The following is a 15,742-nucleotide window of genomic DNA, read 5'->3' on the forward strand; positions in this document are numbered from 1 at the left end:
TTGCATCCGCACGCCCACGCCATGACGCTCACCCCCCTCACCCGCCGTCGCCTCGCCAATTTCCGCGCGAACCGGCGCGGCACCTGGTCGCTGGCGATCTTCGCGGTGCTGTTCTTCGTGACCCTGTTCGCGGAGTTCATCGCCAATGACCGCCCGCTGGTCGCGAAGGTGGATGGCCGCTGGTACGTGCCGGTGCTGGTCGACTACGCCGAGAGCGACGTGATCCCGGATGGCCTGCCGACGCTGGCCGACTGGCACGACCGCGGCTTCCGGGACGAGTTCGCGGCCAAGGGCGGCTGGATGGTCTGGCCGCTGGTGCCCTATTCCTACCGTTCCGTGGTGCGGGACCTGCCGCAGCCGGCGCCGGCGCCGCCCTCGGCGCAGAACTGGCTCGGCACCGACGACCAGGCGCGGGACGTGCTGGCGCGCGTGATCTACGGCTTCCGCATCTCGGTGCTGTTCGGCTTCACGCTCACGATCGTCAGTTCCGTCGTCGGCATCGCGGCGGGCGCGGTGCAGGGCTTCTATGGCGGGCTCACGGACCTGCTGTTCCAGCGCTTCATCGAGATCTGGTCGGGCATGCCGCAGCTCTATCTGCTCATCATCCTGGCCTCCGTGATCGAGCCGAGCTTCTGGGTGCTGCTGGTCTTCCTGCTGCTGTTCTCCTGGATGGGGCTGACCGGCGTGGTGCGCGCGGAGTTCCTGCGCGGGCGCAACTTCGACTACGTGCGGGCGGCCAAGGCGCTCGGCGTCTCCGACAGCGTGGTCATGTTCCGCCACATCCTGCCCAATGCGATGGTGGCGACGCTGACCTTCCTGCCCTTCATCCTGTCCGGCTCCGTGACCGTGCTGGCGAGCCTCGACTTCCTGGGCTTCGGGCTTCCGCCCGGCTCGCCCTCGCTGGGGGAGCTGGTCAACCAGGGCAAGAACAACCTGAACGCGCCCTGGCTCGCCATGACCGGCTTCGTGGTGCTGGGCGGCATGCTGACGCTGCTGATCTTCGTGGGGGAGGCGGTGCGCGACGCCTTCGACCCGCGCAAGCTGCCGGGGGGTGCAGGCTGATGGCCCTGCTCACGGTCGAGAACCTGGCCGTCGCCTTCCGCGGCAAGCGCGTGGTGGAGGGCGTCTCCTTCGCCGTCGAGCGCGGGGAGACGGTCGCGCTGGTGGGCGAATCGGGCTCGGGCAAGTCGGTCACGGCGCTGTCCTGTCTTCGGCTGCTGCCGGGCGCGGGGAGCAACCCCGAGGGCCGGATCGCGCTCGACGGCACCGAGGTGCTGGCCGCGCCCGAGGCCGAGCTGCTGCGCCTGCGTGGCGGCGTCGCCGGCATGGTGTTCCAGGAACCCATGACCTCGCTGAACCCGCTGCACACGGTCGAGCGCCAGGTGGGGGAGGCGATCACGCTGCACCGGCCGCTGGCCGGCGATGCCCTTCGGACGCGGATCGTGGAGCTGCTGCACCGCGCCGGCTTCCCCGATGCGGATGCGCGGCTCGGCGCCTATCCGCACCAGCTCTCGGGCGGGCAGCGCCAGCGCGTGATGATCGCCGCGGCGCTGGCGAACGACCCGAAGCTGCTGATCGCCGACGAGCCGACCACCGCGCTCGACGTCACCATCCAGGCGCAGATCCTGGAACTGCTGCAGACGCTGAAGCGCGAGACCGGCATGGCGCTGCTGCTCATCACGCACGACCTCGGCATCGTGAAGAAGCACGCCGACCGCGTGGTGGTGATGAAGGACGGGCAGGCGGTCGAGCAGGGCCGGGTCGAGGAGGTCTTCGCGAACCCGCAGCACGACTACACGCGCATGCTGCTGGCGACCGAGCCGCGCGGCGCCCCCGACCCCGTCGCCGACCAGGCCGCCGAGGTGATGCGCGGCGAGGCGGTGAAGGTACTGTTCCCGATCCGCCGCGGCCTCATGCGCCGCGTGGTCGCCCATGTGCGCGCGGTGGACGGCGTCAGCCTCCGCGTGCGTGAGGGGGAGACGGTGGGCCTGGTGGGTGAATCGGGCTCGGGGAAGACCACGCTCGGGCTCGCGCTGCTGCGGCTGGAGCAGAGCGAGGGCGCCATCCGCTTCGAGGGCACCGCGATCGAGGGCCTTCAGCGCGGCGCGCTCCGCCCCCTGCGGCGGCGCATGCAGATCGTCTTCCAGGACCCCTTCGGCGCTCTGTCGCCGCGGATGAGCGTGGCCGAGATCGTGGGCGAGGGCCTCGCCGTCCATGAGCCCGGCCTGACGCGCGATGCCCGCTCGCGCGCCGTCGCGACCGCGCTCGAGGAAGTCGGCCTCGAGCCCGCCATGGCGGAACGCTACCCGCACGAATTCAGCGGCGGCCAGCGCCAGCGCATCGCCATCGCGCGCGCCCTTGTGCTGAAGCCGCGCTTCCTCGTGCTGGACGAGCCGACCTCGGCGCTCGATGTCAGCGTGCAGGCGCAGGTGGTGGACCTGCTGCGCGCACTGCAGGCGAAGCACCGGCTGGCCTACCTGTTCATCTCGCACGACCTCAGGGTGGTGCGCGCCATGGCGCACCGGATCATCGTGCTGAAGGACGGCAAGGTGGTCGAGGAGGGCGAGGCCGCCCAGGTTGTCGGCGCGCCGCGGGAAGCCTACACCCGCGCGCTGATGGCCGCGGCCTTCGACCTCAGGACGGAAGCCGTGGCGGGCATGCGGGTGTGATGCGGGCGCGGGGCGCCCCGGCGGCAGGGACGGCGTGACGGAACTCGAACGGCTGAAGGCGCTGATGGATGCGGAGCATGTCAGGCTCGGCATCAACATCCGCCGCATGAACTCGCCCGGGTCGCCGGTCTACCGGTCGTGGGAGAACGTCTGGCCGGCCGCGATCGTGCTCGCCACCTCCTTCGTCGCGCTGAAATGGGGCGGCGCGCCGCTTGTCGCGCTCGGCGTCCGCGAAGGCGGCGCCTGGGCCGGCACCATCGTGCTCGGCATCGGCTGCTGGTGGTGGATCGCCAAGGTGATGCCGAAGGTGAAGGACGGCGTCTTCGACCGCAGCGCGGCCTTCGCGCTGCAGTCGCCCGCCCATTTCGACGCGCTCTGGGCGAAGGGCGTGCTCAGCCTCTATGCCAAACTGCCGGACGGCACGGAACGCGCGGCGACGCAGCGCGATTCCTGGCGCGGCTTCGTCACCGCGATCGACGAGGCCCTCGGCACCGATCCGAAGGACACCGAATGATGGCCGTGCTGCTCTCGACCAAGGCACACACGATGCAGGACTGGAAGGCGGCGCTGCTGGCCGTCGATCCGTCGCTCGAGATCCGCCTGTTCCCCGAGGCCGGCGCGCCCGCCGACATCGAGGCCGCGGTGGTCTGGACCGCGCACGACATGATGGAGTTGCGCCGGTATCCGAACCTCCGCGTCATCGTGTCCATGGGCGCGGGGGTGGACCACCTGTTCCGCCCGCCCGGGCCGCCGCCCGGCGTGCCGGTCGCGCGCCTGGTCGATGAGCGCCTGACCCAGGGCATGACGGAATGGGTGCTGCTGAACGTGCTGCGCTTCCACCGCCAGGACCTGGAATACCGGGACCAGCAGGCGCGGAAGATCTGGCACGAATTGCCGGCGCCCGAGACCTCGGCGCGGCGCATCGGCATCATGGGCCTCGGCGAGTTGGGCAGCGACGCAGCGCGGGCGCTGCTGGCGCTCGGCTTTCCTGTCATGGGCTGGTCCCGGCGGCCCAAATCCGTGCCGGGCGTCGAGACCTTCCACGGCGCGGACGGCCTGATGGCCATGGCCGCGAAGGCGGACATGCTTGTCTGCCTGCTGCCGCTGACGCCCGGAACGCGCGGCGTGATCGACGCGCGCCTGCTGGCCGCCATGAAGCCCGGCGGCTACCTGCTGAACGCGGCGCGCGGCGGCCACCAGGTGGCGGCGGACGTGCTGGCGGCGCTCGATGCCGGCCACCTGGCCGGCGCCGCCCTCGATGTCTTCGAGCCCGAGCCGCTGCCGCCGGAAAGCCCCTTCTGGAGCCATCCGAAGGTGATCCTGACGCCGCACGCGGCCAGCATCACGATCCCGTCCAGCGCGGCGCCGCAGGTGGTGGAGAACATCCACCGCGCGCGGGACGGGCGTCCGCTGATCAACCTGGTGGATTTCTCGGCCGGGTACTGATGCCGGCCGGCCTCGGTGTCGGGCCGCGGAGAGAAGCGCGGGGGGGGGGGACTCGCCCCCCAACCTTCGCTGGCACCTGGCGCCGGACCCTGGATGTCCTGCGCCAGGCGCCAACGAAGTGAGGGCTTGGCGTCCCCGCTGCGGTACACGGCAACGTCGTGGGGAGCCGAATCGGGGGAAGTTCCCATCCCACGACCTTCGTGGTCGAGACGCGCGCGCGCGACCGCCGGGCACGCCCCGGCGGACGGTCACACGGCGCGGAGCGCCGGCTCCCCGTTCGCCTGCGCCGGCAGCAGGCGAACCTCGGCGGCGTTCTTCGTCGCTTCCTGCATCACCTTCTGCAGGTCCTGCAGGAAGGTGCTGCCGCGGGGGGTGCGCTGCACCAGCACACTGCGGCGATCGGCCGGGTCCACCTTGCGGCGCGCGAGGTCGAGTTCCCCGAGCCGGTCCAGCGCGCGCGTGATCGCGGGCTTCGAGACATTGAGGTCGGCGGCCAGCCCGCGCACCGTGTGCGGCCCTTCGCTCAGGTAGACGCTGAGCAGCACGGCGAGTTGCCGCGCGGACAGGTCGGGGCCGTCGCTGCGCACGAGAGCGACGATCGTCTCGCGCAGGATGCCGATCTGCTGGTCGGGATTACCTTGGCTGGTCATGGCGCTTTGTCCTTCTTCTCAATCGCTGGGCGGTGGTCCCGCCTCGGGTGGCCGTCCCTCCGGGACGGGGTCGGAAAACCGGGTCAGGGCGACGGGCCGGCCTCGGCAGAGGCGCGGGCAATCATGGCGTGCAGCGCGCGGGCGCCATGCGCCTCGCCGCCTTCGGGACGACCGGGCCGGGTCTGGTCGTTCCACGCATAGAGATCGAGATGCGCCCAGGGCAGCCGGGGCGGCACGAAGCGGCGCAGGAACAGCGCCGCGACCACGGCGCCCGCCATCGGCTTGGCCGACACGTTCGACAGGTCCGCGAAGGGCGTGTCGAGCCAGGACTCGTAGCCGTCATGCAGCGGCATGCGCCACATGGGGTCGTCGACCGCCGCGCCGGCGGCCAGCAGCCGCCCGGCCAGGGCATCGTCGTTGCTGAACAGCGCCGGCAGGTCGGGTCCGAGCGCCACGCGCGCCGCGCCTGTCAGGGTCGCGCAGTCGATCAGCATGTCCGGCTCCTGCTCGGCGGCGAAGGCAAGCAGGTCGGCCAGCACGAGACGGCCCTCGGCGTCGGTGTTGTTCACCTCGACCTTCAGGCCGCGGCGCGTCCGCAGCACGTCCATCGGGCGCATGGCGGTGCCGGAGACGGCGTTCTCCACCGCGCCGACCAGCACCAGCAGGCGGACGGGCAGCGCGCTGCGCATCACCATCTCGGCCGCCGCCAGCACCACCGCGGCGCCGCCCATGTCCTTCTTCATCCGCAACATGCCCGACGCGGCCTTGAGGTCGAGGCCGCCGGTGTCGAAGCAGACCCCTTTGCCGCAGAGCGCGACCAGCGGCCCGTCCTCGGCCCCGGTCCACCGCAGCACCGCCACGCGCGGGGCGCGCGGGCTGCCGGCCCCGACGGCGGCGACCGCCGGGAAGCCCTGGTCCAGCGCCTCGCCGCTCACGATCTCGCAGGTGCCGCCGTGGCGGGAGGCGAGCGAGGCGACCGCGACGGCCAGTTCCCCGGGGCCCAGGTCGGCCGCGGGCGCATTGATCAGGTCGCGCGCCGCGCAGATCGCCTCGGCGGCCATCACGGCCTCCGCGGCCTGCTCAGGCACTTCGAGCACCGCCGGCGGCGGTCCCGCCGGCTTGTGGCGGGACGGTCGGTAGGCACCGAGCGCCCAGCCGAGCGTCGCGAGCGCGGGGTCATGCGGCCCGGGCCCGAGCCGCCAGGCGGATCCGGACGGCAGGGCATGCGCCAGCCCACCGAAGGCCCACGGGCTGGTCTCCTGCCCGAGCCCCACCGCGGCGCCGGCCAACCCTTCCGCGCCCGGAAGAAGCGCAATCTCCCCCTGCCGCGCCGTGAAGCCCGTGGCCCGAAGGAACGCCGCGGCATCGGCCGGCAGCCCGCCCAGGAACGAGGCGAGCCCATCCGCCCGCACCGCGTGCAGCGGAAGCGCCCCCATCGCCCTGGCCGTCAGGCCCTTGAGCATCATCGCCTCCTCACGGAACCGCGAACGCGGAGCGGGCAATCACGAGAATTCCAATTCATTCTGCTCTGCTCACGTAAGCGATTCCAGCATTCATTCCGCAAGAGCGATATGCACGCGGCGCAATGAAATGATTTGTCGGGGATTGTCGTACCCTGCGGCGGGCGACCGACCTGATGCCGGTCCTGCGGAAAGTGCCCTATCGCGCGGCCAGTGCGCGCTCGGGCAGGCCCGCGAGCAGCGCCTCCGCCAGCGCCTCGGCGAGGCAGGCGTAGCCACGGTCGTTGTGGTGCAGCCCATCGGGGGAGATCAGCGCCGAGGGCGGCACCCCGGCCTCCGCCCAGGCCTCCATCAGCGCCCCGCGCGAGAACAGCCGCACGCCGGGCACCGCGGCGGCCACCTCAGCCAGGATGCCATCATAGTCGCGATGGCCGGGCTGCGCGACGATGGCGGGGGCGCGCTGATTGTCGAGCAGCACGACATCGACGCCCGCGCCGCGCAGCCTCTCGAGCCCCGTCCGCAGGTTCTGGCGGAAGCGCTCGGGGTCCATCCGGCGCAGCGCCGCATTGGCCCCGACCTGCCAGACCACGAGGTCGGGGGAACGCGCCAGGACCTCGGTGTCGATCCGGGCGAGCATGTGCGTGACGTCCTCGCCCGAGGCGCCGCGGTTCACCACGGTCACGGAAACGCCGGCCAGCGCGCGGCCGAGCCGTTCCTCGAGTTGCGGCGGATAGGCGCGGCGCGGCTCGCTCGCCCCGGCCCCAGCGGTGGAGGAGGACCCGAAGGTGATGATCCTGACGCCGGCCGGCGAGGTGGCGGCATCGGCGAAGCGCGGCAGGGCCAGGGCGGGCTGGGCGGTCGGCGGGCAGGTATCGGGGTCGGCGGCGCGCGCCGCGGGCGCGGCGATGGCCAGTGCGGCCGCGACGAGTGCCGGCGCGAGCCCGGCCATCATGCGCCGCCCCGTCACGGCGCGTGCAGCGCGCGCATCACGCGCGCGAGCCCGTCCTGCCAGGGCGGCAGCGCCACGCCGAACACGCGGCCGAGGCGCGCGGCGTCGAGCCGCCCATCGGCAGGACGCGTGGCCTTGGTCGGATACTCGGCAGTCGTGATCGGGGCGACACGCGGCCACGGCCCGCCATGGGGCGGGGCCGCAGCGAAGATCGCCTCGGCAAAGCCATGCCAGGTGGTGGCGCCGGCGGCCACCGCGTGGAACACGCCGCGATGCTCGTCCCGCCAGCCGGCCGTGCGGATGCGCGCGAGCACGGCGGCAATCGCGTCGGCCAAGTCCGGCGCCGCGGTCGGGCTGCCGCGCTGGTCGGCGACCACGCGCAGTTCGGGCCGCCCGGCGCCTACCCGCAGCATGGTGCGGACGAAGTTGTTGCCCATCGGCGCGAAGACCCAGGCGGTGCGCAGCACCATGGTGCGCGGGTTGCCCGCCAGCGCCGCCCATTCCCCGGCCAGCTTCGTCCGCCCATAGGCGCAGAGCGGGTTGGGCGCGTCATCCTCGACATAGGGGGCGCCCTTCCGGCCGTCGAACACGTAGTCGGTCGACACCTGCACCAGCGGCAGGCCGGCCGCGGCGCATTGCGCAGCGACCATGGCGGGGCCGAGCGCATTGGCACGGAAGGCGCCCGCCTCGTCATCCTCGGCTGCGTCCACGGCGGTCCAGGCGGCGCAATTCACAACAGCGTCGGGACGTGCGGCGGCAAAGGCGGCGGCGACGGTCCCGGGCCGGTCGAACTCGAATTCCGGCTGGCCGACGAGGATGGGCTCGAAGCCCTGCGCCGGCAGCGCGGCCTCGAGCGCCGTCGCGAGCTGCCCGCCGCGCCCGGTGACGAGGACGCGGCGCATCACCACGACCCCTTCGGGAAGGGCGGCGGAATCTCGGCCAGGCGCGGCGCGGCGCGGTCCTTGTCGGACAGGATCGGGTTCTCCACGCGCCAGTCGATGCCGATCGCCGGATCGTCCCAGCGGATGCCGGCGTCGGCCGCGCGATCGTAGTAGGCATCGACCTTGTAGAGGACCTCGGTATCGGGCTCGAGCGTCGCGAAGCCGTGCGCGAAGCCGCGCGGCACCCACAATTGCTGCCAGTTCGCGGCGCTCAGGACGCAGGCGACGTGGCGGCCGTAGGTGGGCGAGCCCTCCCGGATGTCGACGGCGACATCGAGGATCGACCCGCGCACCACGCGCACGAGCTTGCCCTGCGCGGCGGGCGGGCGCTGGAAATGCAGGCCGCGGACGACGCCGGCCTCGCGCGAGAGCGAGTGGTTGTCCTGCACGAACTCGACATCGAGCCCGGCCGCCGCCAGGGCGCGGCGCGACCAGACCTCGCTGAAGAAGCCACGCGCATCGGCGAAGCGGGCGGGCTCGACCAGCAGGAGGCCGGGAATGGCAAGCGGCTCGACCTTCATCGGCGGCATGGACCGCAAGACGCTGGGACGTTGCGCGCGGTTGCGACGCCCGGCGCCCTCATGCGTGCTTCCCGGCCGCGACATCGCGCAGATACGCCCCATAGGCGGTCTTGCCGAGCGCCTCCGCACGCGCCAGCAGCCCGTCGGCATCGATGAAGCCCATGCGGAAGGCGATCTCCTCCGGGCAGCCGACCTGCAGGCCCTGGCGTTCCTGCACCGTCTGCACGAACAGCGCCGCCTGCAGCAGCGAGGACGGCGTGCCGGCGTCGAGCCAGGCGCAGCCGCGGCCCATCTGTTCCGCATAGAGCGCGCCGAGGCCGAGATAGACCTTGTTGAGGTCCGTGATCTCGAGCTCGCCCCGCGCCGAGGGGGCGAGGTCGCGCGCCAGCGCCGTCACCCGCCGGTCGTAGAAATAGAGCCCGATCACCGCCCAGTCGGATTTCGGCGCGGCCGGCTTCTCCTCGATCGACAGCACGCGGCCGGCGGCGTCGAATTCCGCCACGCCGTAGCGCTCGGGGTCCGCCACGCGGTAGCCGAAGACCGTCGCCTCGCCGGCCTCGGCGCGCGCGACCGCAGCCTGGAGTTGTTCCACCAGGCCGTGGCCGTAGACGATGTTGTCGCCGAGGGCGAGCGCGCAGGCCTCGCCGCCCAGCCAGTCGGCGCCGATGTGGAAGGCCTGGGCGATGCCCTCGGGCTTCGCCTGCTCGGCGTAGGTGAGCGTCACGCCGAACTGGCTGCCATCGCCCAGCAGGCGACGGAAGGCCGGCAGGTCGGCCGGCGTCGAGATCAGCAGGATGTCGCGGATGCCCGCCAGCATGAGCGTGCCCAGCGGGTAGTAGACCATCGGCTTGTCGTAGACCGGCAGCAATTGCTTCGACGCCGCCAGCGTCATCGGATGCAGCCGCGTCCCCGAGCCGCCGGCCAGCAGGATGCCCTTCATGTCTCGTCCCTCAGACGCCGGGCGCGGTCGCGCTGCGGGCTCCCGGCCCGATGGGTCGCCTCGGGCCGCATGTCCTGCCTGTCGGTCATCACGCCGTGACACCCCCCAGGCGCTGTCCCGCATAGCGCTTGTCGCGGATCGGCCGCCACCAGGCCTCATGGTCGAGATACCAGCGGATGGTCTGGTCGAGGCCGGTTTCGAAATCGTGGCGCGCCGCCCAGCCGAGCGCGGCCTCGGCGCCGGAGGGGTCCATCGCGTAGCGGAAATCGTGGCCCGGGCGGTCGCGGACATAGGTGATGAGGCGCTCCCGCGGGCCAGCCGGGTCGGGGCGCAGCCGGTCGAGCGTCGCGCAGATGGCGCGCACCACCTCGAGGTTACTGCGTTCCTGCCGCGGGCCGAGGCAATAGGTCGCGCCGGGCTGGCCGCGGAACAGCGCCAGCACCAATGCCTCCGCGTGGTCCTCGACATGGATCCAGTCGCGGATATTCGATCCGTCGCCATAGACCGGCAGCGGCCGGCCCTCGAGTGCGTTCAGCGTCACCAGCGGGATGAGCTTCTCGGGGAATTGCCAGGGGCCGTAGTTGTTCGTCGTGTTCGAGACGAAGCAGGGCATGCCGTAGGTGTGGTGCCAGGCGCGCACCAGATGGTCCGAGGCCGCCTTGGAGGCGGAATAGGGGCTGCGCGGATCGTAGCGCGTGTGTTCGTCGAAGGGCGCCTCGTCACGGCTTTCGAGCGAGCCGAACACCTCGTCGGTCGAGACATGATGGAAGCGGAACTCCGCCTTGGCCGGACCTTCGAGCGAGGACCAGTACTCCCGCGCCGCCTCCAGCAGGACCTGCGTGCCGACGACATTGGTGCGGATGAACTCGGCCGGCCCGTCGATCGACCGGTCGACATGCGATTCCGCCGCAAGGTGCATGACGCGGGATGGCCGGTGCGTGGCGAAGACCTCCCGCACCGCCCCCGGGTCGCAGATGTCGGCCTTCACATGAACATGGCGCCGGTGGCCGAGCCAGTCGCCGAGGCTCTCGGGGCTCGCCGCATAGGTCATGCTGTCGAGGTTGACCACGACCTCCTCGGTCGTCGCGAGCAGGCGGCGGACGACGGCCGAGCCAATGAAGCCTAGGCCGCCGGTGATCAGGAGGGGCATGGAAGAGAAAGTCCGCCGGGCAGGTTCGGTTTCAGGTCGTGCATTTGGCGCAGGACATGACGGCATCATCTAGGCAATTCGTCGGTTTCCCGTCCAGCCAGGAGCCCTGCACCCGAAAAAGAAAAGGCCCGGAACCCGCAAGCGGGCCCGGGCCTAAGTCAACAGGGAGGCTTCACGTCTGGGAGACGAGGGATCCGAAGGACCCCGTCCGGGCTAGTCGCCGGACGTCGTCAACATACAGTCCCCGCCTCATGCGGGATTCTCGTTCTCCACCAATCGGCCATGCGACGCCTGCATGGCTCCCGGACACATTGTCGTTACGACAGCAACCGATCCTTCAATGTCCGGTGTTCGCCAGTTCCGCCACCAGGAAGTCCCGGAACACCGAGACGCGCTTCGAGTGGCGCATTTCCTCGGGATAGACGAAGAAGGCCTCGATCCGCGGCGCCTTCACGCCCGGCAGCACCTGCACCAGGTCGTCGAAATGGCCGCCGATGTAGTCCGGCAGCGCCGCGAGGCCGAGACCGCTGCGCACCGCCTCCAGCATCCCGGGCAGGGAATTGATCTCGATCGCCGCGCGGCGCGGGGTGCCGGGCCGCCGGCCAGCCTCGGAAAGCCAGTTGATGTTGTCGATCGGCGGCCGGTAGTCGCCATAGACGATCAGGCGGTGGGCATCGAGGTCCTCGACGCGCTGAGGGATGCCGGTCGCCTTCAGGTAGGCGGCCGAGCCGCAGACGCGCCAGCCGAAGGTCGCGATGTGCCGCTGGATCAGGTCCGGCTGCTTCGGCGGGTGCATGCGGATCGCGACATCGGCCTCCCGCATCGCGAGGTCGAGGTCGCTGTCGTCCAGCAGCAGGGTCACGCTGATCTCGGGGTGGGTGTCGAGCATCCGGCGCAGGCGCGGCGCCAGCCAGGCGCTGCCGAAGCCGGTCGTCGTCGTCACCTTCAGCCGGCCGGCCGGGCGTTCGCGGCTTTCGGTCAGCAGCGCCTCGGTCATGGCGAGCTTGGCGAAGACCTCGCGCACCGTGCGGTTCAGCGTCTCCCCCTGCTCGGTCAGGATCAGGCCGCGGGCGTGGCGGTGGAACAGCGGGACCGTCAGCGCCTCCTCGAGCGCCTGGATCTGGCGGGAGACGGCCGACTGGCTGAGGTTCAGCGTCTCCCCCGCATGGGTGAAGGACCCGGCTTCGGCCACGGCGTGGAAGACGCGGAGCTTGTCCCAGTCGATCGGCATCACGCGGCGGCTTGCTCGGTTCCGGCATCCTGTGCCGCGAGGAACTTCTCGGCCTCCAGCGCCGCCATGCAGCCGGTGCCGGCGGCGGTGACCGCCTGGCGGTAGACCTTGTCCTGCACGTCGCCGGCCGCGAAGGCGCCGGGGACCGAGGTCCGCGTCGTGCCCGGGACGGTCGTGATGTAGCCGCCCTCGTCCATCCCGACCTGGCCCCGGAACAGGGCCGTGGCGGGCGCGTGGCCGATGGCCACGAAGACGCCGTCCACGGCGAGTTCCGACCGCGCGCCCGTCTTCGCGTGCCGCAACGCAAGGCCGCGCGCGACCGGCACGCGTCCGCCCGGATCGGCCAGCACGGCCTCGGTGATGGTGTCCCACATCACGGTCACGTTCGGCTTCGCGAACAGGCGCTGCTGCAGGATCTTCTCGGCGCGGAGGGAATCCCGCCGGTGGATCAGCGTGACGTGGCGCGCGAGGTTCGACAGGTAGAGCGCCTCCTCCGTCGCGGAATTGCCGCCGCCGATCACGGCCACGTCCTTGCCGCGGTAGAAGAAGCCGTCGCAGGTCGCGCAGGCGGACACGCCGAAGCCGCCCAGTTCCTTCTCCCCGGGGATTCCGAGCCACTTCGCCTGCGCGCCCGTCGCGATCACCACCGCGTCCGCCTCGTAGGTGTCGCCCGAATCGCCCGTTGCGCGGAACGGCCGGCGCCCGAGGTCGACGGCGGTGACGATGTCGGCCACGACCCGCGTGCCGACATGCTCGGCCTGCTTCTGCATCTGCTCCATCAGCCAGGGGCCCTGGATGGCCTCGGCGAAGCCCGGGTAGTTCTCGACATCGGTGGTGATGGTGAGCTGCCCGCCCGGCTGCAGCCCGGCGACCACGAGGGGGGCGAGGCCCGCGCGGGCGGCATAGATCGCGGCCGTGTAGCCCGCCGGGCCGGCGCCGATGATGAGAAGGCGGGTGCGGTGCGTCTCGGCCACGGGTCCCGTTCCAGTCCTGCTGTGCTGCATCCGATATCGGACAGGCGCGCGCCTGTCACAACCCGATGCCTTGATGCTGTCCTCGCGTGCAATGATATTGCGCGGACCCGCGCTGGCGGGCAACGAAACAAGCGATGCGATCCATGCCCCGCGACCAGGACGATTCAGACCTCGATGCCGTCGACCGGCATATCATCGCCGAGCTCCAGGGCGACGGGCGCATGACCAACGTCGAGTTGGCGCGGCGCGTGAACCTCTCGGCGCCGCCCTGCCTCCGGCGCGTCCGCCGGCTGGAGGAGGCCGGCATCATCCGCGGCTACCATGCCGACGTGGATCCGGTGGCGCTCGGCTGGGAAGTGACCTTCTTCGCCCTGGTCGGCCTCGAGTCGCAGAAGCAGAGCGTGCTCGACGCCTTCGAGACGCTCGCGACCTCCTGGCCCGAGGTGCGCGAATGCCACATGATCCGAGGCGGCGGCGACTTCCTGCTGCGGCTCGTGGCCCGTGACACGGCGCACGAGAATGAATTGACCGGGCGCCTGACCGGCGCGCCGGCGGTGCTGCGGGTGCAGACGCTGCAGACCATCCGCACGGCGAAGGACGCGGCGGGGGTGCCGATCGGGTAGCGGCCCGGCGGCGACCGCGGGCGAACCGGACCCGAGGGACGGGCGCCCCGGACACGGCAGCCTCCCGCGCCTGGCCTCAGCGGGCCACCGGCACGTCGTTGATGCCGAGGCTGCGCGCCGCCGCGACCAGGTTGCCCCAGGTCGTCGCATCCACCGGCACGCCCCCGGCCAGCCGCTGCGCCTTCGTGATCCGCTCCTTCTCCCCGGCCACCAGCACCGGGCTGTCGGGGTCAGCGGGCGGGGAGGCCTTCACGTCGGCGATGACCGCCGCGAGTTCCGCGCGGAACGCCCCGGGGTCCCCGAAGCGCGACGGGTCCAGCACGAAGGCGAGCCAGGAATTGACGATCCCCCGCTCGCGCATCTCCGGCCGCCAGGCGGTGGCGCCGCCGAGCAGCGCGCCGGCCAGGATCTCGCAGACCAGCGCGAGCCCGTAGCCCTTGTGCGCGCCGAACGACAGCAGCGCGCCGCGCGGCGTGTCGCGATAGAGCACGCCGGGGTCGGTCGTGGGCTGGCCCGTCGCATCCACCAGCGCGCCCTCCGGCACCGCGCGCCCCGCATTGAAGGCGACCCGGCACTTGCCGAGCGCGATGGCCGAGGTCGCGAAATCCAGCACCAGCGGCGCATCCCCCTCCCGCGCCGGCGGGATGGTGATGCAGACCGGGTTGGTGGAAAGCCGCGCGTCGGACCCGCCGAAGGGTGCCACCGCCGGCGGCCCCGAGACGCCGTTGACGAAATGGACCGAGATCAGCCCCGCCGCCGCCGCCTGTTCCCCATAGGTGCCGACGCGGCCGATGTGGTGGACGTTGCGCAGCCCCATCACGGCATGGCCATGCGCGCGCGCCGCGCCGATCGCCCAGTCCATCGCGATCCGCCCGACATGCTGGCCGTAGCCCATGTTGCCGTCGAACAGCGCCAGGGAGGCGTCCTGCCGCACCGGCGTCGGCGCCGCGCCGGGATGCAGCTTCCCTTCCCGAACGTGCTGGACGTAGCGCGGGACCAGCATGATGCCATGGCTGTCGTGGCCCTGCAGGTTGGCCTCCAGCAGGTGGCGGGCGACCTCCTCCGCCTCCTCGGGCCCGCAGCCGGTGGCAGCGACGATGGCGCGGACGAAGCCCGCCAGTGCGCCGGCCTCGACATGCAGCGTCGCCGCCTCGGCCACGGCCGGGGCGGCACTCACGATTCGCGCCAGGGCCGGCGCTGCCAGAGGCCGCGCAGGTCGCGTTCCAGCCCGACCACGTCGCTGCGGAAATCGGCGCCGATGCGCGGCGCCAGCGGCAGGCCCATGCGCTGCGTCTCGGCCACGAAGGCGGGCTCGGCCATCGCGGCGCGGAAGGAGGCTTCGAGCCGCTGCGCGACCTCGGCGGGCAGGCCGGGCGGGCCCACGATGCCGCGCGTCGCGCCGCTGACCAGGTTCTGGCCCTGCTCGGCGAAGGTCGGCACCTCGGGCGTGCCGGACCAGCGCGCGAGGGAAGCCTGGCCGAGCGAGCGGATCCGCCCCGCCTGCAACAGCGCCAGGCTCTCGCTCATGTTGAAGGCGCCGATGTCGATGTGCCCGCCGACCAGCGCGGTGCCGAGCGGCGCCATGCCGTTGAAGGGCACATGCGTCATCGGCGGCATGCCCGCCCGGTCCTCGAGCCCGATCACCAGAAGGTGGTCATCCGACCCGATGCCCGTGCTGCCGTAGGACAGCGCGCCCGGCCGCGCCTTGGCCGCGGCGACCAGGTCGGCGAGCGTGCGCAGCGGCGAATCCGCGCGCACGAAAAGCCCGCCCGGGTCGTCCACCACATTGGCGATGAAGGTGAAGTCGAGCGGCCGGTAGCGCACCGTCCGCTCCATCGGATAGGTGACCAGCGCGGGAACGCTGGTGGCGGCCAGGGTGTAGCCGTCGGGCGCCGCGGCGAAGGCGGCTTCCCAGCCGAGCTGTCCGCCGGCGCCCGCCCGGTTCACGACCACGAAGCGGGCGCCCGGCAGCTTCGCCTGCACGGCCGGCAGGACGACGCGCGCCATGGTGTCGACGCCGCCGCCCGGCGGGTAGGGCACGATGACCTCGATCGGCCGGTCCGCCGGCCAGGCGGCATGGGCGATGCGCGGCAACGCGAGCGCCCCCGTTGCGACGATCGCGCCGAGGGCGGCGCGGCGGGTGGCCATGGTCGTTCCTCCGTCCCGATGGGGTTGCGGGGAGGATGTG

The 15,742-nt window shown here is 72.0% G+C and carries 16 protein-coding genes; 5 read left to right on the forward strand and 11 right to left on the reverse strand.

What is annotated here, in order from left to right; translation table 11 throughout:
- Positions 1-21: 21 nt before the first annotated feature.
- From E8M80_RS13650 to E8M80_RS13665, 4 genes are read left to right on the forward strand one after another with little or no spacing between them, the layout of a single operon-like run.
- A complete protein-coding gene (locus E8M80_RS13650) occupies positions 22-1,062 on the forward strand; it encodes an ABC transporter permease (RefSeq protein WP_137126261.1) in 1,041 nt (346 codons plus the stop codon).
- Positions 1,062-2,669, forward strand: coding sequence for an ABC transporter ATP-binding protein (locus E8M80_RS13655; protein WP_137126262.1), 1,608 nt, complete (start codon positions 1,062-1,064; stop codon positions 2,667-2,669). The genes E8M80_RS13650 and E8M80_RS13655 overlap by 1 nt, the downstream gene beginning before the upstream one ends.
- Before the next feature lie 34 nt (positions 2,670-2,703).
- Positions 2,704-3,183 (forward strand): hypothetical protein, encoded by a 480-nt coding sequence (locus tag E8M80_RS13660; protein ID WP_137126263.1) that lies wholly within the window; start codon positions 2,704-2,706, stop codon positions 3,181-3,183.
- A complete protein-coding gene (locus E8M80_RS13665) occupies positions 3,180-4,115 on the forward strand; it encodes a glyoxylate/hydroxypyruvate reductase A (RefSeq protein WP_240790026.1) in 936 nt (311 codons plus the stop codon). Before E8M80_RS13660 ends, E8M80_RS13665 begins: the two co-directional genes overlap by 4 nt.
- Positions 4,116-4,363: 248 nt before the next feature.
- On the opposite strand, the gene E8M80_RS13670 is transcribed toward E8M80_RS13665, so the two are convergent.
- The 9 genes from E8M80_RS13670 to trxB all read right to left on the reverse strand — a co-directional run bounded on the left by E8M80_RS13670 (position 4,364) and on the right by trxB (position 12,931).
- Positions 4,364-4,765, reverse strand: a complete 402-nt coding sequence (locus tag E8M80_RS13670) for a MarR family transcriptional regulator (RefSeq protein ID WP_137126265.1) — start codon at positions 4,763-4,765, stop codon at positions 4,364-4,366.
- Positions 4,766-4,848: 83 nt separating this feature from the next.
- Entirely contained in the window at positions 4,849-6,231 is a 1,383-nt protein-coding gene (locus tag E8M80_RS13675; RefSeq protein ID WP_137126266.1) for a M17 family metallopeptidase, read from the reverse strand.
- 193 nt (positions 6,232-6,424) lie between these two features.
- On the reverse strand, positions 6,425-7,177 hold the full coding sequence (locus E8M80_RS13680; RefSeq protein WP_137126267.1) for a GDSL-type esterase/lipase family protein: 753 nt from the start codon (positions 7,175-7,177) through the stop codon (positions 6,425-6,427).
- An 11-nt stretch (positions 7,178-7,188) separates the two neighbouring features.
- On the reverse strand, positions 7,189-8,076 hold the full coding sequence (gene rfbD, locus E8M80_RS13685) for a dTDP-4-dehydrorhamnose reductase (protein WP_170979404.1): 888 nt from the start codon (positions 8,074-8,076) through the stop codon (positions 7,189-7,191).
- Positions 8,076-8,636 (reverse strand): dTDP-4-dehydrorhamnose 3,5-epimerase, encoded by a 561-nt coding sequence (rfbC, locus tag E8M80_RS13690; protein ID WP_137126399.1) that lies wholly within the window; start codon positions 8,634-8,636, stop codon positions 8,076-8,078. Before rfbC ends, rfbD begins: the two co-directional genes overlap by 1 nt.
- Positions 8,637-8,694: 58 nt before the next feature.
- Complete coding sequence (gene rfbA / locus E8M80_RS13695; RefSeq protein ID WP_137126269.1) at positions 8,695-9,576, reverse strand: glucose-1-phosphate thymidylyltransferase RfbA; 882 nt, start codon at positions 9,574-9,576, stop codon at positions 8,695-8,697.
- An 88-nt stretch (positions 9,577-9,664) separates the two neighbouring features.
- Complete coding sequence (gene rfbB, locus E8M80_RS13700) at positions 9,665-10,726, reverse strand: dTDP-glucose 4,6-dehydratase (protein WP_137126270.1); 1,062 nt, start codon at positions 10,724-10,726, stop codon at positions 9,665-9,667.
- A gap of 337 nt (positions 10,727-11,063) precedes the next feature.
- Positions 11,064-11,957 carry a LysR family transcriptional regulator gene (locus tag E8M80_RS13705; RefSeq protein WP_137126271.1) on the reverse strand — a complete coding sequence of 298 codons (894 nt, stop codon included), beginning with the start codon at positions 11,955-11,957 and terminating at the stop codon, positions 11,064-11,066.
- Entirely contained in the window at positions 11,957-12,931 is a 975-nt protein-coding gene (gene trxB / locus E8M80_RS13710; protein ID WP_206035633.1) for a thioredoxin-disulfide reductase, read from the reverse strand. Before trxB ends, E8M80_RS13705 begins: the two co-directional genes overlap by 1 nt.
- A 143-nt stretch (positions 12,932-13,074) precedes the next feature.
- Here trxB and E8M80_RS13715 point away from each other — a divergent pair, with 143 nt between their 5' ends.
- Positions 13,075-13,554 (forward strand): Lrp/AsnC family transcriptional regulator, encoded by a 480-nt coding sequence (locus E8M80_RS13715; protein ID WP_137126400.1) that lies wholly within the window; start codon positions 13,075-13,077, stop codon positions 13,552-13,554.
- 76 nt (positions 13,555-13,630) lie between these two features.
- On the opposite strand, the gene E8M80_RS13720 is transcribed toward E8M80_RS13715, so the two are convergent.
- Positions 13,631-14,731 (reverse strand): malate/lactate/ureidoglycolate dehydrogenase, encoded by a 1,101-nt coding sequence (locus E8M80_RS13720; RefSeq protein WP_170979405.1) that lies wholly within the window; start codon positions 14,729-14,731, stop codon positions 13,631-13,633.
- Positions 14,728-15,702 (reverse strand): tripartite tricarboxylate transporter substrate binding protein, encoded by a 975-nt coding sequence (locus tag E8M80_RS13725; protein WP_137126274.1) that lies wholly within the window; start codon positions 15,700-15,702, stop codon positions 14,728-14,730. The genes E8M80_RS13720 and E8M80_RS13725 overlap by 4 nt, the downstream gene beginning before the upstream one ends.
- Between the last annotated feature and the right edge of the window lie 40 nt (positions 15,703-15,742).

The sequence above is a fragment of the Roseomonas sp. HF4 genome (assembly GCF_005222755.1).
Lineage (GTDB): Bacteria > Pseudomonadota > Alphaproteobacteria > Acetobacterales > Acetobacteraceae > Neoroseomonas.

Excerpts from the sequence above, each read along its gene's own strand:
- E8M80_RS13650 (WP_137126261.1), top strand. The coding sequence starts at position 22 with ATGACGCTCACCCCCCTCACCCGCCGTCGCCTCGCCAATTTCCGCGCG.
- E8M80_RS13655 (WP_137126262.1), top strand. The coding sequence starts at position 1,062 with ATGGCCCTGCTCACGGTCGAGAACCTGGCCGTCGCCTTCCGCGGCAAG.
- E8M80_RS13665 (WP_240790026.1), top strand. The coding sequence starts at position 3,180 with ATGATGGCCGTGCTGCTCTCGACCAAGGCACACACGATGCAGGACTGG.
- E8M80_RS13670 (WP_137126265.1), bottom strand. The coding sequence starts at position 4,765 with ATGACCAGCCAAGGTAATCCCGACCAGCAGATCGGCATCCTGCGCGAG.
- E8M80_RS13675 (WP_137126266.1), bottom strand. The coding sequence starts at position 6,231 with ATGATGCTCAAGGGCCTGACGGCCAGGGCGATGGGGGCGCTTCCGCTG.
- E8M80_RS13680 (WP_137126267.1), bottom strand. The coding sequence starts at position 7,177 with ATGATGGCCGGGCTCGCGCCGGCACTCGTCGCGGCCGCACTGGCCATC.
- rfbD (WP_170979404.1), bottom strand. The coding sequence starts at position 8,076 with ATGCGCCGCGTCCTCGTCACCGGGCGCGGCGGGCAGCTCGCGACGGCG.
- rfbC (WP_137126399.1), bottom strand. The coding sequence starts at position 8,636 with ATGAAGGTCGAGCCGCTTGCCATTCCCGGCCTCCTGCTGGTCGAGCCC.
- rfbA (WP_137126269.1), bottom strand. The coding sequence starts at position 9,576 with ATGAAGGGCATCCTGCTGGCCGGCGGCTCGGGGACGCGGCTGCATCCG.
- rfbB (WP_137126270.1), bottom strand. The coding sequence starts at position 10,726 with ATGCCCCTCCTGATCACCGGCGGCCTAGGCTTCATTGGCTCGGCCGTC.
- E8M80_RS13705 (WP_137126271.1), bottom strand. The coding sequence starts at position 11,957 with ATGCCGATCGACTGGGACAAGCTCCGCGTCTTCCACGCCGTGGCCGAA.
- E8M80_RS13715 (WP_137126400.1), top strand. The coding sequence starts at position 13,075 with ATGCCCCGCGACCAGGACGATTCAGACCTCGATGCCGTCGACCGGCAT.
- E8M80_RS13725 (WP_137126274.1), bottom strand. The coding sequence starts at position 15,702 with ATGGCCACCCGCCGCGCCGCCCTCGGCGCGATCGTCGCAACGGGGGCG.